28 protein-coding genes are annotated in these 26,648 nt (G+C 70.9%); 6 read left to right on the plus strand and 22 right to left on the minus strand.

Features of this window, described 5'->3' with window-relative positions; genetic code table 11:
* Positions 1 to 8: 8 nt before the first annotated feature.
* The 5 genes from pcaC to pcaH are packed head-to-tail and all read right to left on the minus strand — an operon-like array spanning position 9 to position 4,029.
* Entirely contained in the window at positions 9 to 476 is a 468-nt protein-coding gene (pcaC, locus tag ASF76_RS02055) for a 4-carboxymuconolactone decarboxylase (RefSeq protein ID WP_235561212.1), read from the minus strand.
* A complete protein-coding gene (locus ASF76_RS02060) occupies positions 476 to 1,258 on the minus strand; it encodes an alpha/beta fold hydrolase (protein WP_055952197.1) in 783 nt (260 codons plus the stop codon). The genes pcaC and ASF76_RS02060 overlap by 1 nt, the downstream gene beginning before the upstream one ends.
* The gene (locus ASF76_RS02065; protein ID WP_055952200.1) at positions 1,255 to 2,676 is read right to left on the minus strand and encodes a lyase family protein; all 1,422 of its coding nucleotides are present in this window, start codon (positions 2,674 to 2,676) and stop codon (positions 1,255 to 1,257) included. Before ASF76_RS02065 ends, ASF76_RS02060 begins: the two co-directional genes overlap by 4 nt.
* Positions 2,666 to 3,223 carry a protocatechuate 3,4-dioxygenase subunit alpha gene (pcaG, locus tag ASF76_RS02070; protein ID WP_200936065.1) on the minus strand — a complete coding sequence of 186 codons (558 nt, stop codon included), beginning with the start codon at positions 3,221 to 3,223 and terminating at the stop codon, positions 2,666 to 2,668. Before pcaG ends, ASF76_RS02065 begins: the two co-directional genes overlap by 11 nt.
* A complete protein-coding gene (gene pcaH / locus ASF76_RS02075) occupies positions 3,220 to 4,029 on the minus strand; it encodes a protocatechuate 3,4-dioxygenase subunit beta (protein WP_055952203.1) in 810 nt (269 codons plus the stop codon). Before pcaH ends, pcaG begins: the two co-directional genes overlap by 4 nt.
* Positions 4,030 to 4,119: 90 nt before the next feature.
* Here pcaH and ASF76_RS02080 point away from each other — a divergent pair, with 90 nt between their 5' ends.
* Both ASF76_RS02080 and ASF76_RS02085 read left to right on the plus strand, forming a co-directional pair.
* A complete protein-coding gene (locus ASF76_RS02080) occupies positions 4,120 to 4,872 on the plus strand; it encodes an IclR family transcriptional regulator (RefSeq protein WP_055953355.1) in 753 nt (250 codons plus the stop codon).
* A 209-nt stretch (positions 4,873 to 5,081) separates the two neighbouring features.
* Positions 5,082 to 6,254, plus strand: coding sequence for a 4-hydroxybenzoate 3-monooxygenase (locus ASF76_RS02085; protein WP_055952206.1), 1,173 nt, complete (start codon positions 5,082 to 5,084; stop codon positions 6,252 to 6,254).
* 349 nt (positions 6,255 to 6,603) lie between these two features.
* On the opposite strand, the gene ASF76_RS02090 is transcribed toward ASF76_RS02085, so the two are convergent.
* The 5 genes from ASF76_RS02090 to ASF76_RS02110 all read right to left on the minus strand — a co-directional run bounded on the left by ASF76_RS02090 (position 6,604) and on the right by ASF76_RS02110 (position 11,877).
* On the minus strand, positions 6,604 to 8,112 hold the full coding sequence (locus ASF76_RS02090) for an amino acid permease (protein ID WP_055952209.1): 1,509 nt from the start codon (positions 8,110 to 8,112) through the stop codon (positions 6,604 to 6,606).
* A gap of 73 nt (positions 8,113 to 8,185) precedes the next feature.
* Positions 8,186 to 9,184 carry a magnesium/cobalt transporter CorA gene (corA, locus tag ASF76_RS02095; protein WP_055952212.1) on the minus strand — a complete coding sequence of 333 codons (999 nt, stop codon included), beginning with the start codon at positions 9,182 to 9,184 and terminating at the stop codon, positions 8,186 to 8,188.
* Positions 9,185 to 9,230: 46 nt separating this feature from the next.
* Positions 9,231 to 9,563, minus strand: a complete 333-nt coding sequence (locus ASF76_RS02100; protein ID WP_055952217.1) for a DUF3140 domain-containing protein — start codon at positions 9,561 to 9,563, stop codon at positions 9,231 to 9,233.
* 137 nt (positions 9,564 to 9,700) lie between these two features.
* Positions 9,701 to 10,609, minus strand: a complete 909-nt coding sequence (locus ASF76_RS02105) for an EamA family transporter (RefSeq protein ID WP_055952221.1) — start codon at positions 10,607 to 10,609, stop codon at positions 9,701 to 9,703.
* Entirely contained in the window at positions 10,606 to 11,877 is a 1,272-nt protein-coding gene (locus tag ASF76_RS02110; protein ID WP_055952224.1) for a serine hydrolase domain-containing protein, read from the minus strand. The genes ASF76_RS02105 and ASF76_RS02110 overlap by 4 nt, the downstream gene beginning before the upstream one ends.
* A 183-nt stretch (positions 11,878 to 12,060) precedes the next feature.
* On the opposite strand from ASF76_RS02110, the gene ASF76_RS02115 reads away from it, so the two are divergent.
* Entirely contained in the window at positions 12,061 to 12,714 is a 654-nt protein-coding gene (locus ASF76_RS02115; protein WP_055952227.1) for a biliverdin-producing heme oxygenase, read from the plus strand.
* Between the two features lie 91 nt (positions 12,715 to 12,805).
* On the opposite strand, the gene ASF76_RS02120 is transcribed toward ASF76_RS02115, so the two are convergent.
* On the minus strand, positions 12,806 to 14,188 hold the full coding sequence (locus ASF76_RS02120; RefSeq protein ID WP_055952230.1) for an ATP-dependent DNA helicase: 1,383 nt from the start codon (positions 14,186 to 14,188) through the stop codon (positions 12,806 to 12,808).
* 9 nt (positions 14,189 to 14,197) lie between these two features.
* Complete coding sequence (locus ASF76_RS02125; protein WP_055952233.1) at positions 14,198 to 14,671, minus strand: MerR family transcriptional regulator; 474 nt, start codon at positions 14,669 to 14,671, stop codon at positions 14,198 to 14,200.
* 51 nt (positions 14,672 to 14,722) lie between these two features.
* Between ASF76_RS02125 and ASF76_RS02130 the strand changes: the two genes are divergently transcribed.
* Together ASF76_RS02130 and ASF76_RS02135 are read left to right on the plus strand one after the other, a co-directional pair.
* Positions 14,723 to 15,556 carry an NAD(P)/FAD-dependent oxidoreductase gene (locus ASF76_RS02130; RefSeq protein ID WP_055952237.1) on the plus strand — a complete coding sequence of 278 codons (834 nt, stop codon included), beginning with the start codon at positions 14,723 to 14,725 and terminating at the stop codon, positions 15,554 to 15,556.
* A gap of 91 nt (positions 15,557 to 15,647) precedes the next feature.
* Positions 15,648 to 16,727, plus strand: a complete 1,080-nt coding sequence (locus ASF76_RS02135; RefSeq protein ID WP_055952240.1) for a hypothetical protein — start codon at positions 15,648 to 15,650, stop codon at positions 16,725 to 16,727.
* Between the two features lie 218 nt (positions 16,728 to 16,945).
* Here ASF76_RS02135 and ASF76_RS02140 read toward each other — a convergent pair whose 3' ends face one another.
* Both ASF76_RS02140 and ASF76_RS02145 read right to left on the minus strand, forming a co-directional pair.
* The gene (locus tag ASF76_RS02140) at positions 16,946 to 18,931 is read right to left on the minus strand and encodes a cytochrome c oxidase assembly protein (RefSeq protein WP_055952244.1); all 1,986 of its coding nucleotides are present in this window, start codon (positions 18,929 to 18,931) and stop codon (positions 16,946 to 16,948) included.
* Positions 18,932 to 19,008: 77 nt separating this feature from the next.
* On the minus strand, positions 19,009 to 19,296 hold the full coding sequence (locus ASF76_RS02145) for an HU family DNA-binding protein (RefSeq protein WP_013584778.1): 288 nt from the start codon (positions 19,294 to 19,296) through the stop codon (positions 19,009 to 19,011).
* Positions 19,297 to 19,739: 443 nt separating this feature from the next.
* Here ASF76_RS02145 and ASF76_RS02150 point away from each other — a divergent pair, with 443 nt between their 5' ends.
* Complete coding sequence (locus ASF76_RS02150) at positions 19,740 to 21,191, plus strand: helix-turn-helix transcriptional regulator (RefSeq protein WP_055952246.1); 1,452 nt, start codon at positions 19,740 to 19,742, stop codon at positions 21,189 to 21,191.
* Between the two features lie 123 nt (positions 21,192 to 21,314).
* Here ASF76_RS02150 and rpsN read toward each other — a convergent pair whose 3' ends face one another.
* From rpsN to ASF76_RS02190, 8 genes are all read right to left on the minus strand, one after another.
* Positions 21,315 to 21,620: a 30S ribosomal protein S14 gene (rpsN, locus tag ASF76_RS02155; RefSeq protein WP_013584776.1), complete on the minus strand. Its 306-nt coding sequence runs from the start codon at positions 21,618 to 21,620 to the stop codon at positions 21,315 to 21,317.
* A 4-nt stretch (positions 21,621 to 21,624) separates the two neighbouring features.
* On the minus strand, positions 21,625 to 21,795 hold the full coding sequence (rpmG, locus tag ASF76_RS02160; protein ID WP_013584775.1) for a 50S ribosomal protein L33: 171 nt from the start codon (positions 21,793 to 21,795) through the stop codon (positions 21,625 to 21,627).
* Entirely contained in the window at positions 21,795 to 22,031 is a 237-nt protein-coding gene (rpmB, locus tag ASF76_RS02165) for a 50S ribosomal protein L28 (RefSeq protein WP_055832508.1), read from the minus strand. Before rpmB ends, rpmG begins: the two co-directional genes overlap by 1 nt.
* A 138-nt stretch (positions 22,032 to 22,169) precedes the next feature.
* Positions 22,170 to 22,871: a DNA-3-methyladenine glycosylase gene (locus ASF76_RS02170; RefSeq protein WP_055952250.1), complete on the minus strand. Its 702-nt coding sequence runs from the start codon at positions 22,869 to 22,871 to the stop codon at positions 22,170 to 22,172.
* Positions 22,868 to 24,274: a hypothetical protein gene (locus ASF76_RS02175; protein ID WP_055952253.1), complete on the minus strand. Its 1,407-nt coding sequence runs from the start codon at positions 24,272 to 24,274 to the stop codon at positions 22,868 to 22,870. Before ASF76_RS02175 ends, ASF76_RS02170 begins: the two co-directional genes overlap by 4 nt.
* The gene (locus ASF76_RS02180) at positions 24,264 to 25,121 is read right to left on the minus strand and encodes a TIGR03943 family putative permease subunit (RefSeq protein WP_055952256.1); all 858 of its coding nucleotides are present in this window, start codon (positions 25,119 to 25,121) and stop codon (positions 24,264 to 24,266) included. The genes ASF76_RS02175 and ASF76_RS02180 overlap by 11 nt, the downstream gene beginning before the upstream one ends.
* Positions 25,114 to 26,142, minus strand: a complete 1,029-nt coding sequence (locus ASF76_RS02185) for a permease (RefSeq protein WP_055952259.1) — start codon at positions 26,140 to 26,142, stop codon at positions 25,114 to 25,116. The genes ASF76_RS02180 and ASF76_RS02185 overlap by 8 nt, the downstream gene beginning before the upstream one ends.
* A complete protein-coding gene (locus ASF76_RS02190; protein WP_055952261.1) occupies positions 26,129 to 26,542 on the minus strand; it encodes a Fur family transcriptional regulator in 414 nt (137 codons plus the stop codon). Before ASF76_RS02190 ends, ASF76_RS02185 begins: the two co-directional genes overlap by 14 nt.
* Positions 26,543 to 26,648 lie beyond the last annotated feature (106 nt).

Raw genomic sequence — 26,648 nt, forward strand, 5'->3', positions numbered from 1 at the left:
TCCGCCGGTCACCCGCGGCTCGGCACGCCCCCGCCCTGCACGCCACCGCCCGGCACCTCGCCGTCGGGCGCGTCCTCGCCCTGCCCGTCCGGCACAGGGGCGTCCTGTGCGAACACCTCCGTCGCGATCCGGAACGCCGTGTTGGCCGCCGGCACCCCGGAGTAGATCGCCGCCTGCAGGATCACCTCGCGGATCTCGTCGACGCTCAGACCGTTGCGCAGGGCCGCCCGCAGGTGCATCGCGAGTTCCTCGTGGTGCCCGTGCGCGATGAGCGAGCTGAGCACGGCGATCGAGCGCGACCGGCGGTCGAGACCGGGTCGCGACCAGATGTCGCCCCAGGCCACCCGGGTGATGAAGTCCTGCCAGTCAGCGGTCAGGTCGGTGGTCGCCGCGACGGCGCGGTCGACGTGGGCGTCCGACAGCACGGCGCGGCGCACGGCCATGCCCTGCTCGTGGCGTTGCTGATCGGTGGGCATCAGGCGTCCTCTCGAGAAGCGGATGCGAAGAACGACCGCAGCAGTGCCGCCACGGCCTCGGGTTGCTCGGCGGGGGGCAGATGACCGGCCTCGTCGATGCGCGCCACCCGGCCATCGCGCACCCCCTCGGCGATCTCGAGGGCCTTGGCCTCGGGCGCGACGGCATCGAACGCGCCCCACGCGGCGAGCACCGGCACGGCGATCTCGCCCAGGGAGGAGCGCACGTCGTAGGCGGCGAGCGCCTCGCAGCAGCGGGCGTAGCTGTCATCGTCGGCATCCTGCAGCGCGTGCAGCAGACGCCCGGTCAGGTCGGGGCGCCGCGCGATCGAGTCGGGCGCGAACCAGCGCTGCGCCGAGGCGACGATGAGGCTCGAGGTACTCTGCGCCCGCGCCTGAGCGGCACGATCGGCCCACGCGGCGGGGTCGCCGAGCTGAGCTCCGGATGCCACGATGGCCGCGGCCCGCAGCCGATCGCCGTGCCGCAGGGTGAGCTCCAACCCCGTCGCGCCGCCGAGCGAGACGCCCGCGTAGAAGAAGATCTCGTCGGTCACCGCAGCCGCCACGGCATCCGCGAGGTCGGCGACCGAGAACGTCTCGCGGGCGACGGGGCCTGCACCGTGACCCGGGAGGTCCCAGGCCGAGACGCGGTAGTCGTCGGCGAGCAGCGGCACGACGTCGTCCCACAGGATCGTCGAGGTGCCGAGCGAGGGCCCGAGCACGACGAGCGGCGCGCCCTCCGGCCCGACCGGCGCCGTCAGGGAGATCAGCGATGTCGCACTCATTCGTCCACCCCGTGTCCGTTCCCGTCGGATGCCGTGCGGTCTCGGCGATCGGCTTCGGCGCCGTCGGCGCCCGGCTGCGACCCTGCGGCATCCGGAGCCCCGGTGGTCGCGCGAGCCAGCCGCGGCGCGAGCCCCACGTACGAGGCGGGGTCGAGCAGCGCGTCGACGTCGAGACCGTCGGCCTCGGGCAGTGCCCGCAGTGCGACGGCGAGGTCGTCGTCGCCGGCGAGCAGGTCGGCGAAGCGCTCGGCGCCGATGAGCGGCACGAGAACACCGCGCAGGCGCTCGCTCACGAGGCGTCCGCCGGTTGCTCCGGCGTTGCGCGCGGCGGCCGCGGCGTCCACCCGCAGGTGCGCCGCGAGCGAGGAGGCGTGCCACGACGCGCCCAGCGCGAGCCGCAGAAGATCGCGCAACGTCGGCCACTCGGCGTGCCAGGCCCCATCGGGACGTTCGTCGACGGCGAGGGATGCCGCGAGGTGCAGGGTCGCGCCCAGTTGCGGCGCGCGAAGGGCCGCGGAGCGGATCAGCACCGCCTCGGCGGGGTTCTGCTTCTGCGGCATGGCCGACGATCCACCGCCCACGCCCTCCGACACCTCGCCGATCTCGGTGCGGCTCAGCGTCGCCACGTCGGCCGCGAACTTGCCCAGCGCGTCGAGCGCCTGCACGAGCGCGTCGCCGAGCTCGGTCACCGGCCAGCGGTTGACGTGCCACGGCGCCTCGGGCACGTCGAGCGACGCCGCCCGGGCGAAGGCCGCGGGCAGAGCAGCCGCGGCATCCGCGGATCCGGTGATCTCCACGAACGAGGCGAGCGTGCCACCGGCGCCGCCGAGCTGCGCCGGGAAGACGAGCGCGTCGAGACGGGACGCCGCCCGCTCGATCCCCTGCGCCCACGTCGCCGCCCGTGCACCCACCGTCGTGGGCACCGCGTGCTGCGTGAGCGTGCGCGCGGCCGCGACGTCGTCGGCATGACGCAGGGCGAGCTGTCGCAGCCGCGGGGCCGCGTGTCCCAGGGAGCCGCGCACCTGCTCCACCGCGCGCTGCGCGACCACCATGAGGGCGGTGTCGAGAATGTCCTGACTCGTCGCCCCGCGGTGGACCCACGCGCGGTGCGCGGCGGGCACCCGTTCCTTCAGCATTCCCACGAGCGGAATGACGGGGTTCCCGCCCCCGACCGACGCCGTGACGAGCGCGTCGACGTCGAGCGTCGTCGACGGCGAACCGCCCTTCTCGTCGAGGCCGAAGGCGTGATCGATCGCCGTGCCCGCCTCACGCGGTGCGACACCCCGCGCGACGTAGGCCGCCACGAGGGCACCCTCGGCCCGCACGAGCGCGTCGAGCACGGAGGCGTCCGACACGAGCGCGTCGTGGCCGACCGCGACCGGCGTGAGGAGTCCTCGGTCGAGGGGCTCAGAAGGCAAGGAACACCGTCTCTCTCGCGCCCTGCAGCCGGATGTCGTGCCGCAGCCCGCCGTCGGCGGCACGCGTCGCGACGAGGGTAGCGCGCTCCTCGGACGTCAGTGTCGACAGCAGCGGGTCGGCGGCGAGCGCCGCATCATCCCCCGGCACGTAGATGCGCGTGTGCAGCTTGTCGGGCAGGCCCCGCGCGAAGACGACCGCCGCGTAGAACCCCGCCCGCCCCCGGATGCCACCGGGCTCGCGCGTCCAGAACTCGAAGTGCCCCTCGTCGTCGGTGAACGCGCGACCGAAGCCGGTGAACGTGTGGTCGTCGCGGCGGAACGCGCCGCGCGCCCGGGGCACCGAGCCGTCGGCATCCGCTCCCCAGATCTCGATCAGCGCGTCGGGCACCGGTGCGCCCGCCCCGTCGTACACGGTGCCGCCGAGCACGATCGCCCCGGGCGAGTGCGGGAAGGCGACCTCATGCTGCTTCGGGTACTCCAGCCCGTAGGCGAAGAACGGCCCGACCGTCTGGCCGGGGGTCGCGCGGTGGGTCTTGGCGGGGATCACTCGTCGCCCTCCTGCTCGAAGTACGTGGCATCCGGCCCGTCGACGACGATGTCGAAGCGGTAGCCCGTCGCCCACTCGGGCGAGGTCAGATCGTGGTCGTAGACGCCGACGAGCGCGTCGCGGTCCTTCTGCCGGTGAATGGTGTTGTAGATCGGGTCGAGCGCGAACAGCGGGTCGCCCGGGAAGTACATCTGCGTCACGAGTCGCTGGGTGAACGACGAGCCGAACACCGAGAAGTGGATGTGCGCCGGACGCCACGCGTTGCGGTGGTTCTTCCAGGGGTAGGGTCCGGGTTTGATCGTGGTGAAGCGGTACTCGCCGTTCTCGTTCGTGACCGCGCGCCCGGCGCCGGTGAAGTTCGGATCGAGCGGGGCGGGGTGCTGGTCGCGCTGGTGGATGTAGCGCCCGGCGGCGTTGGCCTGCCAGATCTCGATGAGCTGGTTCGCCACCGGCCTGCCCCACGAGTCGAGCAGGCGCCCCTGCACGCTCATGCGCTCCCCCAGCGGTTCGCCGGCGTGCTGCAGCGTGAGGTCGGACTCGATCGCGGCGACGTCGCGCTGCCCGAACGCGGGCGAGAGCAGCTCGATCGTCTCGGGGTCGACGAGTTTGGGGTTCTTGGTGGGATGCCGCAGCACACTCGAGCGGTACGCGGGGAAGTCGTGAGCGGTGGCGGCGACGTCCTCGCCGGCGGCCTCCCGCGCGTCGAGCTCGGCATGGCGGGCGCGGATCTCGTCGACGATCTGGCTCTGCATCGCCTGGTCGGGGGCGGCGAGCAGCGTCTCGGGTGCGGCGGCGGGGTTCGACATGGAGTCTCCTTCGACGCCTCCATCGTCCGACACCGCGCGACGGTGCGGCAGATCGTTCCCGAACAATGGGAGTCGTGGCATCCTGACCCCATGGCGAACTCCCCCTCCGGCGACTCGGTCACCGATCGACTGGTGCGCATCCTCGAGACCTTCACCCCCACGCGCACCGCCCAGACGACGGCCGACATCGGCCGCCGAGCGGGCCTGCCGAGCTCGTCGGCGCACCGGATCGTGGGAGAGCTGGTGGATGCCGGGCTGCTCGAGCGCGACGACGAGCGACGGGTGCGTGTGGGGATGCGGCTCTGGGAGCTGGCGACGCGGTCGTCGCACGCGCTGCGGCTGCGTCAGGCCGCGCTGCCGTACATGGAACGGGTGCAGCAGCGTGTGCGGGAGCACACCCAGCTCGCGATCCTCGAGCACGACGAGGCGCTCTTCCTCGAGCGGCTCAGCGCGCCCGACTCCGGCGCGAACATCACGCGGGTCGCCGGGCGCCTGCCCGTGCACGCCTCGTCATCGGGGCTGGTCCTGCTCGCCTTCGCCCCGCACGACCTGCAGGAGCGGGTGCTCGCGCGCCCGCTCGCCGCCGTCACCCCCGAGACCATCGTCGACCCCGCCGCACTCCGGCGCGCCCTGGCTGAGATCCGCACCCTCGGCCGAGTGGTCGCCCCCGGCACCGTCGACCAGGTCTCCACCGGTGTCGCGGTGCCCGTGCGCGATGAGACGGGCGCCGTCATCGCGGCGCTGTCGGTCGTGCTTCCACGCGATGCGGAGACGCAGTTCGCGCTCGTCGAACTGCACCGTGCGGCCCGCGACACGGAGCGAGCCCTGGGCTACCGCCGGTGACCCCCGCTCCTTCCCCCCCCCTCCCCCTCCCTCCGTTGAGCGTCCAGGAAACGCCGCAACATCTCGCACCGAAGCGGCGTTTCCCGGACACTCGACAGCAATGCGCACCCCGGGATGGAATGCCACGACATCCCGATCAATGAGAGTCTTGGCCTCGCGCCGAGGGCGGCAAGGCAGCATCGACCACAGCCGCCGTCGAGGGAGACGCCATGACCACCACCGTTCGCACCCGCGTCGCCATCATCGGCGCCGGCCCCGCAGGGCTGATGCTCTCGCACCTGCTGGCCCAGGCCGGCATCGAATCGGTCGTCATCGACCAGCGCACGCGCGACGAGATCGAGAGCACCATCCGCGCCGGCATCCTGGAGCAGGGCACGGTCGAATTGCTCGACACGATCGGGCCCGCCTCGCGCGCCCGCACCGTCGGGCATCGCCACGACGGCATCGAACTGCGCTTCGACGGCGAGGGTCACCGCATCGACTTCGCCGAGTCCGTCGGTCGCGCCGTCTGGCTGTACCCGCAGCACGAGGTGCTGAAAGACCTGATCGCCGCGCGCCTCGCCGCCGGGCAGGACCTCCGTTTCGGCGTCACCGCCGATGGTGTCGAAGACGGGGATCACCCCCGGGTGCACGCGCGCGATGCCGACGGGGTCCCCGTCGAGATCGAGGCGGATTTCGTCGTCGGTTCCGACGGGTCCCGCAGCGTCGCGCGGGCAGCCGTGGCAGGCTCGCGCAACGGCTCCTTCCGCGAGTACCCCTTCGCCTGGTTCGGCATCCTGTGCGAGGCCCCGCCCAGCAGCGAGGAGCTGATCTACAGCAACTCCCCCGATGGGTTCGCCCTTGTCAGCCAGCGGTCGGCGACCGTGCAGCGGATGTACTTCCAGTGCGATCCCGACACCGACACCGCCGCCTTCAGCGAGGCGCAGCTCTGGGACGAACTGCAGAAGCGCGTGCCCGGCACCACGCTGCGGGAGGGGCCGATCTTCCAGCGCGACGTGCTGCGCTTCCGCAGCTTCGTCGCCAACGAACTGCGCCGGGGCCGAGTCGCTCTCGTCGGCGACGCCGCGCACACCGTGCCGCCCACCGGTGCGAAGGGGATGAACCTCGCAATCGCCGACGTGCGCCTGCTCGCGGCCGCCCTGAGGGCGTTCCTGCTCGAGAGCGATGAGCGCCTGCTCGACGCCTACCCCGACACGGCGAGCCGCCGCATCTGGAAGGCGCAGCACTTCTCGTGGTGGATGACGAACATGCTGCACGTGACCCCGGATGCCACCGACTTCGACCGTCGACGTCAGCTCGGCGAGCTGCGCTCCGTCGTGGAGTCGGAGCACGGCCGCGCCTACCTCGCCGAGGCGTACTGCGGCTGGCCGCTCGACGCCTGACCAGCCGTCGCCCCGGGGGCGCAGCCGGTTCGGGGCGTCATCGGCCCCTTGGGGCGGAAACGCCCGGGGCGCAGCCCGTTTGGGGCGCAATCGGCCCGTCGGGGCGGAAGAATCACGCCCCGAACAGCGGAAACTGCCCCGAAACCCAAGAGACTCGCGGCATCCGGCCACGACACCGCGCATCGCGCGCGGGCCTTCGCCCCCCTCATCAGCTGGGCGCAGCCGATTCGGGGCGCAATCGGGCTGTCGAGGCGGAAGGATCACGCCCCGAACGGCGGAGCCCGCCCCACACCGCGGGCGAACCCTGCGCGACCGCACGCCGTCCGTGAGGGCCGGGCCGCCTGGGGACTCAGTCCTTCGCGCCGGGCGCCTTCGGGAACGGGCTCGGCACCACCGGGTGCGTACCCGTGTAGCCCTCGCGCTCCGCGGCGAGTTCGGCGATGCGCCCGCGGCAGGCGCACCAGCCGATCACGATGCCGATCACCGCGATGACGGTGGCCACCAGCGTCGCCGGGGAGTCGACGAAGACGAGCACGAGGACGCCGGCGAGGAACACCAGCGTGACCCAGTTGGTGTACGGCGCCCCGAACAGGCGGAACGACGGCCGCACGAGCTCTCCGCGGTCGGCCAGCTGCTTCAGGCGCATCTGGCAGATGATGATCGTCGCCCACGTCGAGATGATGCCGACCGACGCCACGCTCAACACCGTCTCGAATGCCTCGGCGGGGACGAAGAAGTTCAGCACGACGCCCAGCAGCGCCACGGTCGCGGTGATTGCGATGCCGCCGTACGGCACGCCCGCCTTGTTCATGCGGGCGGCGAACCGCGGCGCGGACCCCGCGATGGCCATCGACCGGAGGATGCGCCCCGTCGAGTACAGCCCCGCGTTCAGCGACGACAGCGCCGCGGTCAACACGACCATGTTCATGATGATGTCGACTCCTGGAACGCCGATCGAGGCGAAGAACGTCACGAACGGGCTCTCACCGGCCGAGTAGGCGGTGAAGGGCAGCAGCAGAGAGAGCAGCAGCACCGAGCCGACGTAGAAAACCGCCACACGCACCACCACGGAGTTGATGGCCCGCGGCATGACCTTCTCGGGGTTCTTCGTCTCGCCGGCGGCGGTGCCGATCAGCTCGATCGACGCGTACGCGAAGACGACGCCCTGCATGAGAAGGATGGCGGGGAGGATGCCGTTCGGCAGGAACCCGCCGTTGTCGGCGATGAGCGTGAACCCGACGGGTGAGCCGTTGGGAGTGCCGAATACGACGAGGGAGATGCCCACGAGCAGGAACGCCACGAGGGCTGCGACCTTGATGAGCGCGAACCAGAACTCGAGCTCGCCGAACACCTTGACCGACACCAGGTTGACCGCGAGCACCACGACGAGCGCGATGAGCGCCCACGCCCACTGGGGCACCGCGCCGATCCACGGCACGTACTTGCCGAAGAAGTTCATGTACACCGCGGCCGCGGTGATGTCGACGATGGTCGTCATCGCCCAGTTGATCCAGTAGAACCAGCCCGAGACGAAGGCCGCCTTCTCACCGAAGAACTCGCGCGCGTACGACACGAACGACCCCGAGCTCGGCCGGTGCAGCACCAGCTCACCGAGCGCGCGCAGGATGAAGAAGGCGAACACGCCGCACACGGCGTACGAGACGACGATCGCGGGACCGGCCTCGGCGAGACGGCCTCCGGCGCCCAGGAACAGTCCCGTGCCGATCGCGCCGCCGATGGCGATCATCTGCACCTGACGGGACGACAGACCCTTGTGGTAGCCGCTGTCCTCGAGGTCGACGGTCGAGGTGTGGGTCGGCTCGGGTGCGTCGCCCGAGCCCGGAGTGGAGTCGTTCACGTACCCATCATTCGTTTCGCGCACCGCCTGTCCAGCAAGCGCGCCGAGATGGGCGGCATCCGGATGCCAAGGCTCAGAGCCACTTCTTCCGCTTGAACGTCAGCCACAGTCCGCCCGACACGGCCACCATGAGCGCGATCGCCATCGGATAGCCGAACTGCCATTCGAGTTCGGGCATGTTCCGGAAGTTCATGCCGTAGATCGCGCCGACCAGGGACGGTCCGAACAGGATGGCCGCCCAGCCCGAGATCTTCTTCACCTGCTCGTTCTGCTCGAGCGAGGTCTCAGTCTGCCGACGCGTGACCAGGGTGGCGTTGACGGTGAGCGCGTTGTCGAGGATCGCGCGCAGCGCCGTCAGTTTCTCGCACTGGCGAAGAACGTGGTCGAGCACGTCGCGGAGCGAGCGCTGCAGCTCGATGTCGACCCCGTACTTGTCCGCGCCGCGCAGCAGGGAGTCGAGCATGTCCCGCAGCGGCTCGGTCGCCCGCTGGAAGTGGATGACCTCGCGGGCGAGCTGATAGATCCGCTGCGTCAGGTCGGCACCGCCCGAGCTGAACAAGCCGTCCTCGATCTCGTCGACGTCGTTCTGCAGGCCCCGCGCGACGGGGTCGTACTGGTCGACCACCTCGTCGAGGATCGCGTAGAGCACGGCCTCGGGGCCGCGCGCGAGCAGGTCGGGGTTCCCTTCGAGGCGGTGACGCACGCGGGCGAGATCGGGGACCTCGGCGTGACGCACGGTGACGACGTAGTCGGCGCCGATGAAGACGTGCAGCTCGCCGAACTCGACCGTCTCCGTCTCGTCGATGTAGCGCGCCGGGCGCAGCACCGCGAAGAGGTTGTCGCCGTAGCGTTCGAGCTTCGCCCGCTGGTGCCCCGCGAGGGCGTCCTCGACCGCGAGCGGGTGCAGCGAGAACTCGGCAGCGACGCGCTCGAGCTCCTCGGTCGAGGGGCGCAGCAGTCCGATCCACGCCATCCCCCCGTGCGCCTCCATGTATTCGAAGGTCTGGTCGAGGCTCGAGGGGTTCTCGATGCGACGACCGCTGACGTACACCGCGCTGTCGATGATGGGCATGACTCCGTTGTACCCCCGCCGCCTATGCCTGAGGCCGACGCGCGGGTTACTTCTCGGGGTCGTTGCCCCAGTTCATGAGCGAGTAGCGCCAGTCGGTGTCGGTGGTGTCGCCTTTCGGCTTCTGTGCGCTGTGGCGCTTGACGTAACCGACGACCTTCCTCATGTGGGCGTAGTCGTCGTCGGTGAGGTCGGCCTTCTTCTTCTCGAGGATGCGCACGATGTGACGCCCGCTCGAGTGACCGGTCGACTCCCCGTTTCCGTCCTTCTTCTGCCCCACCGACTTCGACTCGTCGGTGTCGAGCCACTTCTTCAGCTCGCTCGCGGTCATGTTGACCGCGCCGTCGAAGTCCTCGCGGGTCTGATCGTCGTCATCGCTCATGCCGCCATCCTCGCCATCGCCGCGCGGCCGCGACGCCCCCTTGCGTGGATGCCGCCCCGGTGGCATCCGCTCAACCGACGGGCTCGCTCAGCGGCTCGTCCGCGTCAGGTCCCGGATGCCGCCCCCGTGGCATACGTTCAGCCGACGGGCTCGCTCAGCGGCTCGTCGGCGTCGGGCCCCGGATGCCGTGCAGCCGTGCCGCGGCGGGCGGCGGCCAACACCGCGCCGATGCTCGCGGCGATGACCAGGCCGATGCCCGCGATCTCGAGCCACGACAGGTGCTGACCGAGCAGCAGGAAGCCCGCGATCGACGCCGTCGCCGGCCCCAGGCTCATCAGGATCGCGAACGCCGAGGCGGGCAGGCGCCGGAGCGCGACGAGCTCCAGGGCGTAGGGAATGGTCGACGACAGCAGCGCGACCGCCGCTCCCAGCGCGAGCAGGTCGACGCGCAGCAGCGCGGGACCTGCCTGCCAGATCCCGAAGGGCAGCGCGATGACGGCACCCACGGTCATCGCCAGCGCGAGCCCGTCGAGCCGCGGGAACTCACGGCCCACACGCGCCGACGCGAGGATGTACAACGCCCAACTCACCGCCGCACCCAGGGCGAACACGACGCCGAGCAGGTCGAGCCGGTCCCACCCGCCGGCCCCGAGGGCGACGACGCCCGCCAGCGCGAGTCCCGCCCACAGCCAGCGCGCGATCCCCGTCGCGGTCAGGATCGACAGGGTCAGCGGCCCGAGCACCTCGATCGTGACCGTGACCCCGAGCGGCAGCCGCGCCAGTGCGAGGTAGAACAGACCGTTCATGGATGCCAGCACCACACCGAACCCGACGACGGAACGCCACGCGTACCCCGTGTGGCCGCGCAGGCTCGGGCGGGCGATGAGCAGCAACAGGAGCGCCGAGAACACCAGCCGCAACATGACGATGCCGAGGGGCCCCGTCTCCGGGAACAGCATCACGGCGAAGGAGGCGCCGACCTCCTGGCACGCCAGGCCCACGAGGACCAGGGCCGCAGCCGACCCCTGTCCGCCGCGTGGGGTCATCCCGCGGGGGGCGAGCAGATCGCGTTGGCGGCGATGTTCTCGCGCATCTGGTCGGCCGTCCAGGGCAGCCCCGCCTCGGGGATGGTCTGGCCCTGAGCGGCCGGCGCCTTGGAGGCGATCGCCGCGAGCTGCCACGCGAGCCAGGCTCCCGTGTTCTCGTTGCCCGCCGAGTTGTTCAGCGCGACCGCGACCGACATCCCGGTCGCGGGGTCGGCGAAGGCTCCGACGATGTAGCCGGGCGTCGAGCCGAACTGTCCGATCAGCGACCCCGCCTGATAGGCGCCGCCCGCAGCGGTGAACCACGTGGGCTGGTCGGAAGCGACCGGCACCGGATTGGCGAAACGGTCGCTGCCGTCGGGCAGGAGCGCATCGGTGGCCAGCGCCTGCGCGTAGCGCCCGAGGTCGCGGATGTCGGTGACGGCCCCCGAGGCGGCGGCGCCGTAGCTCGCCGACATCGTCGTGAACTCACCCGGCTGCGCACAGTCGTACACGCCCTCGGCGTTCGGCTGCGACCAGTGCCCCGTGAGTGGAGCCGTGCCGGGAGCGGCGGCAGCAGACGAGGGCATCGACGTGGAGTCGAGACCGAGGGGCTGGATCACGCGCTCCGTGATGACGTCGGCGAGCGATTGACCGGTCGCCCGCTCGACGGCGAGACCTGCGACGAGGAAGTTCGTCGGCGACGACGCGAATTGCACTCCGGGGTCGTTCAATCGCGGCTTCGAAATGCCATACGCCATCAGTTCGCGAGCGTTCCAGATGCGCCCGGGATTGGTCCACGTCAGGAAGTCGAGGCTCTGCGTGTACGAGGCGAGCCCCGAGGTGCCGTCGCACAGCTGACGCAGTGTGATGGCCTCGTAGCCGGGCACGCTGCTCACCCAATCGGTGATCGAGTCGTCGAGCGACAGCTTGCCGTCTGCGGCGAGGCCGTACAGCGCGTCGCAGGTCATGGCGCCGGTGACGTCGGCCGCGCGGAACTGCAGGTCGGCGGTCACCTCCGCTCCACCGGGGCTCTGGGTACCCACGCCCGACACCCAGCTGCCGCTCCAGGGCGCCCAGACGCCGACGACGGCCCCGGTGGCACCGGTGGCGGTGATGGCCGCGGCGACGGCGTCGCGCATCTCGGTCGCCGTGGCATCGGGGAGGGGGGCGTCGACCTGAGCGGGGACATCGATCGACACCGTGCCCGGGCCCGTGCAACCGCTCAACAGAACGAGGAGCACTCCCGCGCCCGCCGTCGCGATGGCAGCGGAACGACGCCATCTCGCCATGTGGACCCCCAGTGTTTCCGAGCGCGACGAAGCGCGCTCCCGATGCATTCAAACACATGGCGCCTGAGCGGAACCGCCGCTTGCGCGAGCGGCCCGTCACGTCTGCATCACGACTGCGCCTTGCCGTGTACGCGCGGGAATCTAGGGGTTAGGTAAACCTAACCGTTTGCGTATGATGGCCGCATGAACGTCGTCCTCCCGTTCTCCGCGGCCCTGCGCGAGCGCTCCAGCAGCGCGCACTCTCCGCGCGAGTGCGACGGCTTCATGACCGACCTGCTCACCGGTGCCGGCACCCGCGACGACTACATCGCGCTCATCGCCCAGCACTGGTTCCTCTACGCCGCCCTCGAAGAAGCGTCGGCGCGCATGCGCACCGACCCGGTGGCATCCGTCTTCCTCAGCGACAAGCTCTCGCGACTGCCCGCTCTCGAAGCCGACCTCTCCTTTCTGATCGGCCCGCACTGGCAGAGCGAGATCCGACCGTTGCCCACCACTCAGGCCTACGTGTCGCGCATCCGCCGGGTGGCCGCGACGTGGCCGGGAGGGTTCGTCGCGCACCACTACACGCGCTTCCTCGGCGACCTCTCCGGCGGGCCGTCAATCGGTCGGCTCATGCAGCGCCGCTTCGGCTTCGAGACCAACGGCATCGGCTTCCTGCTCTTCGGCGACATCGCCGACCCGAAGGCGTTCAAGAGCGTCTACCGCGATCAGCTCGACGCCGCCCCCTGGGATGACGCCGAGAAGGAAAGGGTCATCGCCGAGGTGCTCGTCGCGTACCGGTTCACCACGGAGCTGTTCGCCGACCTGACCCGCGCGAAGGCCGACCAGGTCGCGTGACCGATCGCGACCGCCGGCCACCGCGCCGCGCGCACGGGGCGACGTCTGATGCAGAGCAGCCGCCACGTCCTGCCCGGTGTGCCGCGCGGGGCTACGCCTGCCGCGCCGCCGCCGCGTCCTGCCGGGCGAGCCACGCCTGTTTCATGAAGCGGCGGACGTCTTCGTCGACCCGGATGTCGCCGGGGCGCAACGGGCGCGTCAGGTAGAGGCCGTCGAGGGAGGTGAGACGGCTGAGGGCGACGTAGGTCTGCCCCGGCGCGAAAGCCCCCGAGCCCAGGTCGACGACCGCGCGGTCGTACGTCTTGCCCTGCGACTTGTGGATCGTGACCGCCCACGCCAGGCGCAGGGGGAACTGGGTGAACTCGGCGACGATCTCGCGCGAGAGGTTCTTCGTACCCGGGTCGTAGGCGTAGCGGTACCTCTCCCACACCGCCGGCTCCACATCGTGCTGGATGCCGTCGACCTCGACCCGCACGCTGTCGCCGGCGATGCGGGTGACCGTACCGATCGTGCCGTTGACCCACCGAGGGGCCTCGCCGAACTGCGCGCCGTCGTTGCGGAGGAACATCACCTGCGCCCCGACCTTGAGCGTGAGCTCCATCTCGGCGGGGTAGTTCGCCTCGCCGCGGCCGAAGTCGCCCGAGATCTCGGCGGCGGCCGTCTGCGTGCGGCCGACGAGCTCCTCGAGGTGGCGACGGTTGATCGTGTTCACGCGGTCGTTGCGGGTGGCGAGGGTGATGATCGGATGCTCGCCGTCGGCCGGATGCGGGGGCGTGCGCGCTCCGGCGGTGTTCAGGATGCCGGCCATCTCGGCCGTGACGCGTCCGTACCGCACCGCGTTGAGCAGCGTCTTGAAGCCGGGGTCGGACTGCCGGTGGATCTCGACGAGCTCGTTGACGTGCAGGTCGGCCCCGTGCCGGCCGATGTCGATGAGTCCGTCGCTCGCGGCCTCACCCGACCAGACCTTCGCATCGAAGAACCAGAACGAGCGGTAGTGGTCGGCGATGTAGCGCGCCTCGTCGCCGCGGGGCGGCACCGGCGCCAGCTGGTACGGATCGCCGAACATCACGACCTGCGTGCCACCGAACGGCTCGGAACGGCGGCCGCGAGCCTGACGGAGCGAGCGGTCGATGGCATCCATCAGGTCGGCGTTGACCATCGAGATCTCATCGATCACCAGGGTGTCGATGGCGTTGAGGAGCCTTCGAGTCGCGTCGTTCTGGTCGATGTCGCCGTTCGCGATGAGCCCGATGGGCAGGCGGAAGAGCGAGTGGATCGTCTGCCCCTCGACGTTGAGGGCGGCCACCCCCGTCGGCGCGCACACGGCGATCTGTTTCTTGGTGTTGTACGCCAGGTGCTGCAGCAGCGTGGACTTGCCCGTGCCGGCGCGGCCCGTGACGAAGACGTGCTCGCGCGTGTCCTCGATCAGCCGGAACAGCGCCTGCTGTTCGGCGGAGAGGGGCGGCGTGGTCACCGGCCCATGCTAGTTCGCACCGTCGCCGGCGGGCGGCGGAGTGCCGACGGGACCGCCCGCCGGCTCGGTGTGCAGGAGCAGCCAGCGCGCTTCGCCCGAGAGCACGTCGGCGACGTGGCTGCGGAACCGCGGGCACTGGGTGATGTCGTGCGAGCGGCACCGCAGCGCATGCTCGGTCATCGCGCGCGCCTGCGCGATGTCGGCGGCGCGGCGGTCGAGCTCGGCGACGTGCTCCTCGAGCACCCGGTGTCGGTCGGGGGCGTCGTCGTCGAGCAGCACCCGGATCTGCTCGAGAGAGAGCCCCGCCGCCTTGTTGCGCAGGATCACCGCGATCCGCACGGCGTCGTCGTCGCCGTACCGGCGCCGGCCCGCACCGTCGCGGACGGGCCGCAGCAGACCCTCGTCTTCCCAGTAGCGCAGCACGTGGGTGTCGAGCCCGAATCGCGCCGCCGCCTCGCCGATGGACTCCCCGCTTGACTTCATGTCGACATGAAGTCACACGATGGACGAGAACACAAGCGGAAGGAGTCCATCGTGTACGACGCGATCATCATCGGAGGCGGGCCCGCGGGCCTGCAGGCGGCCCTCACCCTCGGGCGCATGCACCGGCGCACCCTGCTGGTCGACTCGGGCTCGTATCGGAACGAGACCGTCCGTCACGCCCACAATTTGCTGACCAACGACGGTCGCGACCCCGCCGAGCTGCGTCGGATCGGGCGCTCCGAGATCGCGGCCTACGGCAGCGTCGAGGTCCGGGATGCCGCCGTCACCGAGGTCTTCCGTGACGATGACGGTCTGACGGTCACCGTGGACGGCCGACGGCTCCGCACGCACGCGGTCATCCTCGCGACCGGCGTCGCCGACGAGCTCCCCCCGATCCCGGGACTCGCGGAGCGCTGGGGCGACACCGTCGCCAACTGCCCGTTCTGCCACGGGCACGAGTTCGCGGGCCGACCCGTCGCCGTCGTCAACGCGTCGCCGCATGTCGCAGCTCTCGCCCTCATGCTCGAGCCGGTGGCATCCGAGGTCTTCGTCGTGGCGCCCGCCGACGTGCGGGCGGTCACGGGCACGACCGACGGACTGCGCCTGGAACTCGTCGACGGCTCCTCCCGGGAGGTGGCGGGCGCGTTCGTCGCACCCACGTGGACCGTGCGCGGAGAGATCGTCGACGCGCTCGGTCTCGAGCGTCAGGAATCGGGCGCCGTGCGCACCGATCCGTTCGGCCGCACGAGCGTCGAGGGCGTCTACGCGGTGGGCGACCTCGCCCAGCCCGACCGCCTTCCCGGCCCCATGTTCTCGCTCGCAGCGGCGATCGCCGGAGGGCAGCTCGCCGCCGTCACCATCGTGCATTCTCTCGTCGCCGTCTGACGTCACCGTGCGGCCCGCGGGAGATCGCGCGTGTGCGACCTCGCGGGGCGCCGCGCGGCGTCTGCGCAGGTGCGTTTCTTAGACTGGGTGCGTGAGCAACGCCGGCGGGGGCCCCGCGACGCCCGAGGGGGTCCGCGGTGCGCGTCGGCGCCGTCGGTTCGAGATCCCCGCGATGGTCCTCATCGGCATCCTGCTGGCCGCCGCTCTCGGCGCGGGCGCCGCCTCGCTCTACCGCGAGTTCTACAGCCCCCGCGCCTTCGTGCTGCACTACCTCGAGCTGCTGCAGGAGCGTCGAGCCGCCGAAGCCCTCGCCATCCCCGGCGTCGCCGTCGACTCCGCCGAGCTCGAGGCCGCGGGCCTGCCCGCCACGTCATCCGAGGCACTTCTGCGCCCCGAATCGCTCCAGGCGGTGACGGATGCCGTCATCACCGGCGAGAGCGTCGACGGCGACCGCACGCGCGTCACCGCGAGCTATTCCGTCGGGGGGTACACCGGGACGACCACGTTCGACGTGCAGCGCGACACCGGCGGCGCGCTCCTGCCCCGCTGGCGCTTCGCCCGCAGCCCGTTGTCGGTGATGGACCTGTCGGTCCAGGGGTCGATGCGTTTCGCGGTCAATGGGTTCGAGGTCGACAAACGGCAGGTGTCGATCGACGGCACCGACGTCGACCCGACCGCTCCGCTTCCCCTGCTGGTCTTCTCACCCGGGCTGTACTCCGTCGCCGTCGACACGGCCATCTCATCGACCCCCGGCGTCGCCGTGCTCGCCGACGCGCCTCTGGCCGGCATCCCCGTCGACGTGCAGGCGCAGCCGACGAAGGAGTTCCTCGGGGTCGTGCAGCAGCGGGTCGAGGACTTCCTCACGGCCTGCGCCGAACAGAAGGTTCTGCAGCCCACGGGCTGCCCGTTCGGGTTCACCGTGCGCAACCGCATCGACGACGCCCCCTCGTGGTCGATCGTGCAGCAGCCGCAGGTGACCGTCGAGCCCGACGGTGCCGGATGGCGCATCCCGTCGGCCAAGGCGGTCGCCCACATCGAGGTCGACATCCGGTCGATCTTCGACGGCAGCGTCCGCACGGTCGAAGACGACGTCGACTTCAGCGTCGACGGTCAGATCACCGTGCAGCCCGACGGTTCGGCATCCATCCTGGTCGGCGGGTCGTCCGACTGACGCTAAGGACGGTTCGTCCGGCTGGCGCGACGGGCGGATGCCAAGGGCACAACCGCGGCCCGCTCCCGTGACACGCCGCCCCGCGCCACCCTCCGCACGGCGTGTCACCCACTCGCCCCGCCGTTGTGCACGGCAGGGGACGGTCCGGCACAGCACGGCCCAGCACGGCCCGACCCACCGCAGCCCGACACACTCCGTACCGCCCGGACGATCCTCGCTCAGGCGCGGCCGCGAGCGGCGACCCGCGCGTCGCGGTCGGCCAGTCGCGCCAGCTCTTCGTTGTACGCGTCGAGCTCAAGGTCGCCGACACGGTCGACGTGACGGTCACGGCGTTTCTGGTGCCGCTCGTCGCTGCGGCTCCACTGGATCGCCACCGTGATGGCGAGGATGAGCGTGGGGATCTCGCCCACCGACCAGGCCACGCCGCCGCCGACGTACTGGTCCTCGAGGGGCGTCGCGCCCCAGGTGCGGCCCATCGCGCCGAACCACTCCGCCACCATCAGACCGGAGTTCATCATGATCGCGATGCCGAAGAACGCGTGCATCGCCATGATCGCGATGAGCACCAGCAGGCGCATCGGATAGGCCAGGCGGAAGGGCACCGGATCGATGCCGATGAGGCTGAGCACGAACAGGTACCCGGTGACGAGGAAGTGCGCGACCATCCAGATGTGGCCGACGTGGTCGTACAGCGACCACCGGAACAGGTCGGTGTAATAGAACGCCCAGAGCGAGCCGATGAACAGGCCCGCGGCGACGTACGGGTTCGTCAGCACCTTCGCGATCGGGTTGTGCACCGCCCACAGGATCCACTCGCGCCCGCCGCGCGTGCCGTCGTCGCGCTTGCGGATCGCGCGGGCGGCGAGCGAGACGGGTGCCCCGGAGACCAGCATCAGCGGGATGGCCATCGACAGCAGCATGTGCCCGATCATGTGCATGCTGAACAGGTAGTCCTGATAGACGTTGATCGGACCCGACGTGACCCAGAACACCCCGAACATGCCCAGGCACCACAGCACCGTGCGGTGGATCGGCCACGAGTCGCCCCGGCGGAGCAGGCGCCAGACGCCGGCGAGGTAGAAGAACAGACCGAAGGCGACGATCAGCGCCCACAGCAGGTCGATGTTCCACGCCGTGAACCAGCGTTCGAGGGTCAACTCGGGCGGCAGCGGCGCGCCCGTCAGCACCTCGGCCGGCGAGCTGCCGATCAGAGCCGCCTCAGTGGGCGGGGGCGTGCGCGCGAGCGCCGCGGCGACACCGCTCGCGACACCCATGAAGACGAGCTCGAGGGCGATGACGCCCCAGAAGCGCGCGGACCCCGGCTCGTCGGCCATGCGCGAGATGAGGCGGCGTCGGTACCAGGCGCCGAGCACTCCCATGGCGACGAGCGCGACGACCTTGACGAGCACGAGCGCGCCGTACGCCGACCAGAGGTTCTGCACGTCCACCAGGCTGATCGACGCGCGTACGGTGCCCGAGATCGCGACCACGATGAACGCCACGAGCGCGATCGAGGAGTACCGCAGCAGAGTGGTCTGCAGCTGTCCGCGCGACATCGCGGGCCTGACGACGACCAGCAGGATGAGCCCGCCGAGCCAGGCCGCCGCGGCGATGATGTGCAGCACGAGCGCGGTGACCGCGGCGTCATGACTGGCTTCGGTGCCGGCGTGACCCTGCGTGCCCATCGGGATGAGCGAGGCGAGGGCGAGGATCGCCACGATGAGCGTCGGGATCCATGAGCGCACGGCGAAGGTGAGCACCGTGAGCACCGCCCCGGCGATCGTGGTGATCAGCCAGGCCTGCCCCGGTGGGCTCTCGACGAGGAAGCGCCCGAGCTGCTGCCCGAAGACGGCGTCGAGCGTGGGGGTGGCGTTCAGGACGTTCAGAAACGTCATGTACCCCGTCGTGGCTGCACCGACGGTGAAGACGGCGGCGCCGATCGAGGCGGTGTCGAGAGCGATCTCGAACGGCCGCTCCCCCGCGGGCAACGCGAACAGCGCCAGCACCAGCGAGCCGACCATGGTGGCCGCGGCGAGGTTGACCACCGTCGTGGCGATCGGCAGACCCCAGCGCACCACGGGGCCGGCGTCGGCCAGGCGTCCGGGGGCCGCTCCGCCGCCGAAGGCGAGACCGGCGACGACGGCGACGATCGAGACCACGACCAGGATGACGGGTCCCGCGACGCGCAGAAGTCGGGGATTCACGCGTCCAGCCTACGTCGCGCGGGAACGACGGAGGGGGGATGCCGCTGGGCATCCCCCCTCGATGGTTCGGCGTCGTCTTACTTGACGGCGGCCTTGAGCTTGGAGCCCGCGGTGACCTTGACGCGCTTGCCGGCGGGGATCGAGATCTCCTCGCCCGTCTGCGGGTTGCGGCCCGTGCGAGCCGACGTGGCGACCTGCTCGAAGGCGATCCAGCCGGGGATCGAGACCTTGCTGCCCTTGGCGACCGCCTCGGAGACGGTGGAGAAGAGGGAGTCGAGCACGCCCGACACGGCGGACTGGCTCTGCCCGGTCGCGCTGGCGATGCTCGCGACGAGCTCGGTCTTGGTGATGGACTTGTCGGCCATGTGGTGTCCTCCAGACGGCGGCGAAAGCCGTCTCTCGTTACTCGGACGAGGAGGAATCCTCCTCGGTGGTCGGGAGACCGCCTCGACAGTATCAACCGAACCGCGGAATTACGCGGATTCTGACCGATTTCGACCCGTTCTCCACCGCGTGTCGTGGTGCGCACGGTGCGGATGGGGCCGAAGCGACCCCTGATCCGTCACGTGCATCGCCGCGACGGTCACCGGGCGCACGGCCCGAGTGCACGGTCGGCGCACCGCACCGACCGGGTTAAGACGGAGGGGTCGGCGGGCGATTCTGGACGGAGTCCGCCGGGCGTTCTCCACACCTCCGCTCTCGCCGATTCTTGACGCAACACAACAGAACTATGATGTGCCGCACCAGTTCGAGGGCACCCGAAGCCCGAAAGAACTCACCCGCTGACGGTATTCACCTAGGAGGGGCCATGCCGGGAACGCCCGCCTCGATAGAGGCACGCGCCGCGCTTCGCAGCGCCGCCGCGACGACGGCACTGCGCCTCCTCCCCGGCCACGGCGTCCCCACTGCGCGCCACCTCGCCCTGCTCGCCGAGGCGGAGCTCCCCGAAACACCGGTGGTGTGGACCGATGCGGCGGCTCTGTCCCTCGCGGCGCTCCTGGCCGCCCGCGCCCGGCGCGACGCCCTCGCGGAGGGAGCCGCCGTCGTTGCACGCTACTTCGACGATGTCCGTCTGAACAGGCCGGCCTCGCTGTCGTCCGGGGCACGGTCGCAGCTCTGCGCGAGCATCGGCGAGTACTGCAACGCCATCGGTTGGCCCCAGGCGGGCGCGCGGTTCGGCGCCGAGGCGCTCCTGTTCGCCGACACCGACGAGACGCGTTATCGGGCCCTGTCGGTGAGCGCCCTCGGCCACGCCCTCAACGGCGAATACCTCACGGCCGAGACCGCCCGCGCCGCGGCCACAGAGCTGTTCGGCGCCCGTGGCTGGGAGGCACCCGAGACCGCTTACCTGCTCCTGCTCGCAGAGGCGCTCATCGCCTCCTCCCGGCTCGACGTCGGACGCCTGCTCGACGCCGCATCGGAGATGCGCCGCGTACAGCCCGACGACCCGTACTGGGGATACGCCGCGCGCGCGATCGAGGTGATGGCGATGATGTTCCGCCGCGATCTCGGAGCGGGTCGCGCCGAGGGCCGACGGCTTCTGCACGGCAGTCGACGACTCAGTAGTCACCGCATGATGCGGCACTTCCTGGTGAGCGTCGTGTCCGACATCCTTGTCGCGCAGGGCGAGTACCGCGAGGCTCTGTCGACCCTCGAACCCTGCGAAACCCCGGAGGGCCACGGCATCTGCTTCTCGATGCAGCGCTCCGCCGCCCTGCTGCGCCTCGGGCGCGATCGCGAGCTGCTGCTCGAGACCGACGCGTGCGTGGCATCCGAAGCCGATCACTGCCTGCGGACCCTGACTCCTCTACTCGTGCGACGCGCTCTCGCGTTGAACCGCATGGGCTTCACCCGGCGGGCGCACCAGAGCATGGAGACCGCGCTCCGCCTCATCGTGCGCACCGGCTGCTCGGCGACGCCGTTCCTCATGCTCCCGCACGAGGAGACCCGAGCGCTCATGGACACCGCCGCCCGCGAGGACCCCGAGCTCGCCGACGTGCTGCCGTACCTGCACGCGGCGCTCGCGCGCGTGGCGACACCGGATGCCGAGGCGCGCTCTCCGCTCACGGTGGCCCGACTGACCCCGACCGAGAACGCCACCGCCGAACTGCTGCTGCGGTCACTGAGCCTGCCGGACATCGCACGCGAACGCGGCGTCTCGCTCAACACGGTCAAGACCCAGGTGCGCTCGATCTACCAGAAGCTCGGTGTCGCCGGCCGCGCCGAGGCCGTGGAAATGCTCACCGGCGCCGACGCCTGAGACGACGCGGAGACACCGAAGGGCGGAAACCCCTTTCGGGACTCCCGCCCTCCGTGGACGGTGATGACGAAGGGGCGGGGACCCCTTTCGGAATCCCCGCCCCTTCGTACGGACGTCTGGTGCTTACCAGCTCGACTTGGTCACGCCGGGCAGCTCGCCACGGTGGGCCATGTCACGGAAGCGGACGCGCGAGACGCCGAACTTCGTAAGGACACCACGGGGGCGACCGTCGATGACGTCGCGGCTGCGCACGCGCGCGGGCGACGCGTTGCGGGGGAGCTTCTGCAGCCCCACGCGAGCGGCCTCGCGGGCCTCGTCGGTCGCGGTCGGGTCGACCAGGGTCTTCTTCAGCTCGGCGCGCTTCGCGGCGTAGCGCTCGACGACGACCTTGCGCTGCTCGTTGCGCGCGATCTTGCTCTTCTTAGCCATGTGCTTAGCGCTCCTCTCGGAAGTCGACGTGCTTGCGGACCACGGGGTCGTACTTCTTCAGCACGATGCGGTCGGGGTTGTTGCGGCGGTTCTTGCGCGTCACGTAGGTGTACCCCGTGCCCGCGGTCGAACGCAGCTTGATGATCGGACGTACGTCCTGAGCCTTCTTCGCCATTACAGCTTCACGCCCTTCGCCTGCAGGTCACGGACGACGGACTCGATGCCGCGAGCGTCGATGACCTTGATGCCCTTCGCCGAAACGTTGAGCTTGATGTTGCGACCCAGCGACGGAACGAAGTAGGTCTTCTTCTGCACGTTCGGGTCGAAGCGGCGCTTCGTCCGGCGGTGCGAGTGCGAGATGTTGTGACCGAAGCCGGGAACCGCTCCAGTCACCTGGCACACTGCTGCCATGGTGATGTCTCCTTCTGTACCGTGACACCGGACGGTGCCACCCAAGATCCCTTGTCTGCACCCCGTCTGAGCACGGCGAAAGGCCACGTTCAGGAGATGGGATGCGAACTGCGTGCTGGAGTGCGCGCAGACAAGGGGTCAGTCTAGCACGGGCGGCGTGTCGCCTTGACGGGCCGCCTCCTCGGCGGCGCCTCGCCCCCAGCGGAACGCCGAGACCGTGGCATCCCCCTCGATCCAGAAGCGCCACGGGAATGCGGCGGTCCCCGCTACCCCCGCGACGCCGACCCTCGGTCCGGTGGCGATCCGGCCGGGAGGCTCCGTCGGCAGCAGCAATCGCGCCGCCGCACCCGCCCGTGCGGATCCCGTGATCGCGTCGATCCCGTCGTGCACCGGATGCCGCAGTCCCACCGCGTCGCCGAATCGCCCCGGCCCGCGCGCGAGGTCGCGCTGCGACCGCACGGCACCGAGCCGCTCGAGTCGCCGCCGCTCGGCGATGTCGGCCCCCTCGGTGATCTCGCCGCCGCGCAGCAGCACACCGCCGGCGACACCCTCGGGCCCGCAGACGACGTTGACGCAGGAGTGGATGCCATGGCTGAGGTACACGTACAGGTGCCCCGGCTCGCCCCACATGGTGGCGTTGCGCACGGTCGGCCCCATGCGCGCGTGCGACCCGGGATCGGGCCGGTCGCCCGTGCCGCGCCCGTGATAGGCCTCGACCTCGGTCAGTCGCGCGACCACGCGTTCGCCGCCCACGACGGTCTCCAGCAGTGCGCCCAGCAGCCGCGGTGCGACCTCGACGGGCAGCCCCGACAGGTCGTCGCGCGTCGCCGGACGCGTCACTGCGGGGGCACCTGGCACCACGACAGGTCGAAGCCCTGGAGGGCGACGACCTCCTGACCGGTGTCGACCTCCACCAGATGGGTCAGCAGCCGTTCGGGGAGGGGCAGTTGATAACGGTCGAAGGGGTTGTCGACCGCCCGCGGGGCGATGAGCACCGCCGCGTACCGGCCGCTCGGCGAGACGCACGTCTGCAGCACCGTGTCGGAGCCGGGGACCTCGAGCATCGGCCGCACCGCACCGCCGGTGTCGACGTGCGCCACGGTGGTCGAGCGCGAGACCCCGTCGGCGCTGATGTCGGCGAACGAGCGGATCGTGCCCGCATCCGTTCCGGGCACCGGGGTGGCTCGCCCGGCGAGGCCCGGCGGGTCGACGGGTTGTACGAGGGGCCGCTCAGACCCGTCGGTCAGGTCGACCTCGCGCAGGCCCTCGAGGCGCTCGACGATCGCGACCGACGAGCCGCGGGCGATGCCGTCGATCGACACCGCGCTGCCGAGCGGCGCCGCGTTGCCGCCCTCGGCGTCGGTGAGGAGCAGGCGCGAATCGAACGTGAGCACCAGCATGCTGTCGGTGTCGGGCACGAACCGGTAGTCGGCGATGCGTGCGTCGCCGCCGTTCAAGCCCACGTCGGTGGGGGGCGCGTCATCGGCGGCCGACATCGTGAACAGTCGACTCTCGCGCCCTCCGGCGGCCCCCAGGTCGGCATCCGAGAAGGTGAATCCGACCCGCTCGCCGCGGTCGGCCGACTGCAGATTGCTGACGAACCCGGGGCCGGGGAGTGCGACGTCGCGGGCGTTCTGCCCGTCGGAATCGGTGACGATCACCCGGGCGGTGTCGCCGTCGCGCACCGAGATCACGAGGTGGTTCGCGGTGGCGCGGAAGTCTTCGATGTGCGGATGCACGAAGACCGGCAACCCCGCCTCGCCCTTCAGGTCGGTACGGAAGATCGTGTCGCCCTCGGGGGTGCCGCGCTGCATCAGGTACGCCTGCAACGGCGGCGTGCGGAAGGTCTCGGTCAGTGTCGACGAGGGCCCGGCGCCCAGGCCGCTCACCCCGTCGACCGTGATGCGGTAGTCGGTGTCGTCACGCAGCGGCAGGGTGAAGCGAACGCCGACGCTTCGCCCCGCGGTGTCGACGGTGAACGGCGTCGCCGGCTCCACCGACACCTGCGAGGCGTCGACGGTCTCGAGCGACTGCGTGGTGGTCAGGATCACGCGGGATCCGGATGCCGCAACCGCGGCCGCGGGATCGACCTGCACGTCGGTGACGCGGGGCCCCTGCGCCACCGCGACAACCCCGCCGATCCCGCCGACGACCACGAGGCCGACGAGCACGGCGGCGAAGGCGACCGCGAACCCCCGACCGCGGCGCGCACGCGAACGCGATCGGCGCGAGTCAGTACTCATAGGGGTCCGCCGGTTCGTCGATGGATGCCACCTGCTCGGCCTGCACCTCGAGCCTGCCGTCGCCGCTCGAGCGCACCGTGCCCGTGACGGTCACCCACTGGCCCGTCGCAGGGGCGTCGACCGATGCGGCGATCGGGAGGCGCGCCGTCTGCGCGTCGATCACGCAGTGGGTGATGACGAGGCGCGTGAGGTCGAAGCTCGCGCCGTCGCCGCCCGGGGTGATGAATCCGGTGAGCGTCACGGGCTTGCCGTCGAAGGTCTCGGGGTTGGTGGCGTGGGCGAATACGGCCGACCAGTCCCCGATGCCGAACTGCGTGGTGTCTCCGGAAGCCGCAAGCGTGATGACGTCGGAACCCGCGAACAAGGGCGGCGCCCCCACGTCGCGCGAGACGGCGAGTTCGGTCGACAGCGACGCCGCCGGCGTCAGCAGCACCGCGATCACGGCGCCCGAGGCGAGCACACCGCCGGTGAAGGCCGCGATGCCACCGGGGGTCAGGCGCGGACGCGCGGCGAGTTGGTCGTGCGCTGCGTGATCGTGGTCGTCGAGAGGATCGGCGTGCTCGTGATCGGCGTGGGCGAACGCCTCGCGGCGGGCGGATGCCGCGGCGGGGGCGTGGCCGTGCTCATGGTCGTGTCCGTGGTCGGCCTCGGCTCCGAGAGGCAGCGCGAACGAGGCGATCGCACCGACGAGCAGGACGACCGACATGCCGACGGCGAACCACGCGGAGTCGGGGTTGATGTACAGCGACATGCGGCCGGTGATCCACAGCGTGATCGTCGTGATCGACAGGCAGGCCGCGAGCCCGACGCCGAGCCAACGCGTGGCGAGGGCACCCGATCTAGACAAGGAGGTTCACCACCGTTCCGAGGGCGAAGGCGAACAGCACCACGACCACCGTCATCCCGACGAGGACCCGTGTGGTGAAGGTCGTGCGCAGCAGCGCCATCATCTTCAGGTCGATGATGGGTCCGACCACGAGGAAGGCGACGAGCGAGCCGGGCGTGAAGGTCGAGGCGAACGACAGCGCGAAGAACGCGTCGACGTTCGAGCACAGCGACACCACGATCGCCAGCAGCATCATGGCGGCGATCGAGAGCGCCGGATCGGAGCCGATCGCCAGCAGGGCGCTCCGCGGGACGAGCACCTGCACCGCCCCCGCCAGCAGCGACCCGATGATGAGCGCCGGCATCACCGACCGCAGCTCCACGACGAACTGGGCCAGAGTGCGCCGACCGCGGCTGCCGCGCTCCTGCACCACGATCTCGCACGTCGCGAGGAAGCGCTCGGTGAGCAGCTTGTCGGGATCCGGATGCCGGCTGTACAGCCACCCGATGAGGTTGGCCACGAGGTATCCGCCGATCAGGCGCGCGACCAGGATGCCGTCGCTGAATCCGAACGCCGCGTGCGTGGAGATGATGACGATCGGGTTCACGATCGGAGCCGCCACCAGGAAGGTCAGGGTGTCGGAGACGCCGAACCCGCGCATGAGCAGGCCGCGGGCGAAGGGCACGTTGCCGCACTCGCAGACGGGGATGAACATCCCCAGCAGCGACAGCACCGCCCGGCGCGCCCAGGGCGCGCGCGGCATCCATCTCTCGATCGCCCCCGGCGGCACCCACACCTGCACGATGATCGACAGCACCACGCCCAGCACCACGAACGGCAGCGACTCGATGAGCACGCTCAGCGCGAGCGTCAGCCCGTCTTGAGCCCGGGTCGGCAGAGGCTGTGCGAAGAACGTGGGCGCGAACGCGTCGACGAGGAACAGCGCGGTGACCACGACGACACCCAGGCCGAGCGCGACGAGGGTGCGGGAGGCGCCCGTGCGCGGGGGCGAGGGCGCCGCGGTGCGACTACTCGTCGCCACGCTCGCGAGCCCGGGCGCGGGCGCAATCGGTGCAGATGCCGAAGATGTCGACGACGTGCTCGGCTTCGCTGAACCCGTGCTGGGCGGCGGTGCGCTTCGCCCAGTCCTCGACGTCGGTCGCGGCGATCTCGACCGCCTTGCCGCACGAACGGCAGATCAAGTGGTGGTGGTGTCCGCGGGTCTCGCACGCACGGAAGAGGTTCTCGCCCTCGGGGCTCTGCAGGGAGTCGGCGTCTCCCTTGGCCGCGAGACCGGCGAGCGTGCGGTACACGGTGGCCAGGCCGATGCCGGTGTTCTCGTCGCGCAGGGTGGCGTGCAGAGCCTGCGCGCTGACGAAGCCGCCGGCTCCCGACAGGGCTTCGCGAACGCGCTCGCGCTGCCACGTGTTGCGCTGGACCATGCCGGCGAGTCTAGCGAGGCGATCGGTGAATCGGCTGGGGGTCGGGCGAGGCGTACCGGCGTGAGGGGTCGCGCCCGACCGCGCCGTGGGACGCGCCCCGGCGGGC

Source organism: Microbacterium sp. Leaf151, assembly GCF_001424225.1.
Taxonomy (GTDB): domain Bacteria; phylum Actinomycetota; class Actinomycetes; order Actinomycetales; family Microbacteriaceae; genus Microbacterium.

Bases quoted from the DNA above. Each gene is read 5' to 3' on its own strand.
- ASF76_RS02085 (WP_055952206.1), top strand. From the start codon at position 5,082: ATGACCACCACCGTTCGCACCCGCGTCGCCATCATCGGCGCCGGCCCC.
- ASF76_RS02190 (WP_055952261.1), bottom strand. From the start codon at position 26,542: ATGGTCCAGCGCAACACGTGGCAGCGCGAGCGCGTTCGCGAAGCCCTG.
- pcaH (WP_055952203.1), bottom strand. From the start codon at position 4,029: ATGTCGAACCCCGCCGCCGCACCCGAGACGCTGCTCGCCGCCCCCGAC.
- rpmG (WP_013584775.1), bottom strand. From the start codon at position 21,795: ATGGCGAAGAAGGCTCAGGACGTACGTCCGATCATCAAGCTGCGTTCG.
- ASF76_RS02100 (WP_055952217.1), bottom strand. From the start codon at position 9,563: ATGAGCGATGACGACGATCAGACCCGCGAGGACTTCGACGGCGCGGTC.
- ASF76_RS02145 (WP_013584778.1), bottom strand. From the start codon at position 19,296: ATGGCCGACAAGTCCATCACCAAGACCGAGCTCGTCGCGAGCATCGCC.
- ASF76_RS02175 (WP_055952253.1), bottom strand. From the start codon at position 24,274: ATGAGTACTGACTCGCGCCGATCGCGTTCGCGTGCGCGCCGCGGTCGG.
- pcaC (WP_235561212.1), bottom strand. From the start codon at position 476: ATGCCCACCGATCAGCAACGCCACGAGCAGGGCATGGCCGTGCGCCGC.
- ASF76_RS02080 (WP_055953355.1), top strand. From the start codon at position 4,120: ATGGCGAACTCCCCCTCCGGCGACTCGGTCACCGATCGACTGGTGCGC.
- ASF76_RS02125 (WP_055952233.1), bottom strand. From the start codon at position 14,671: ATGAAGTCAAGCGGGGAGTCCATCGGCGAGGCGGCGGCGCGATTCGGG.
- ASF76_RS02105 (WP_055952221.1), bottom strand. From the start codon at position 10,609: ATGACCCCACGCGGCGGACAGGGGTCGGCTGCGGCCCTGGTCCTCGTG.
- ASF76_RS02110 (WP_055952224.1), bottom strand. From the start codon at position 11,877: ATGGCGAGATGGCGTCGTTCCGCTGCCATCGCGACGGCGGGCGCGGGA.
- ASF76_RS02150 (WP_055952246.1), top strand. From the start codon at position 19,740: ATGCCGGGAACGCCCGCCTCGATAGAGGCACGCGCCGCGCTTCGCAGC.
- ASF76_RS02060 (WP_055952197.1), bottom strand. From the start codon at position 1,258: ATGAGTGCGACATCGCTGATCTCCCTGACGGCGCCGGTCGGGCCGGAG.
- rpsN (WP_013584776.1), bottom strand. From the start codon at position 21,620: ATGGCTAAGAAGAGCAAGATCGCGCGCAACGAGCAGCGCAAGGTCGTC.
- corA (WP_055952212.1), bottom strand. From the start codon at position 9,184: ATGCCCATCATCGACAGCGCGGTGTACGTCAGCGGTCGTCGCATCGAG.
- ASF76_RS02115 (WP_055952227.1), top strand. From the start codon at position 12,061: ATGAACGTCGTCCTCCCGTTCTCCGCGGCCCTGCGCGAGCGCTCCAGC.
- rpmB (WP_055832508.1), bottom strand. From the start codon at position 22,031: ATGGCAGCAGTGTGCCAGGTGACTGGAGCGGTTCCCGGCTTCGGTCAC.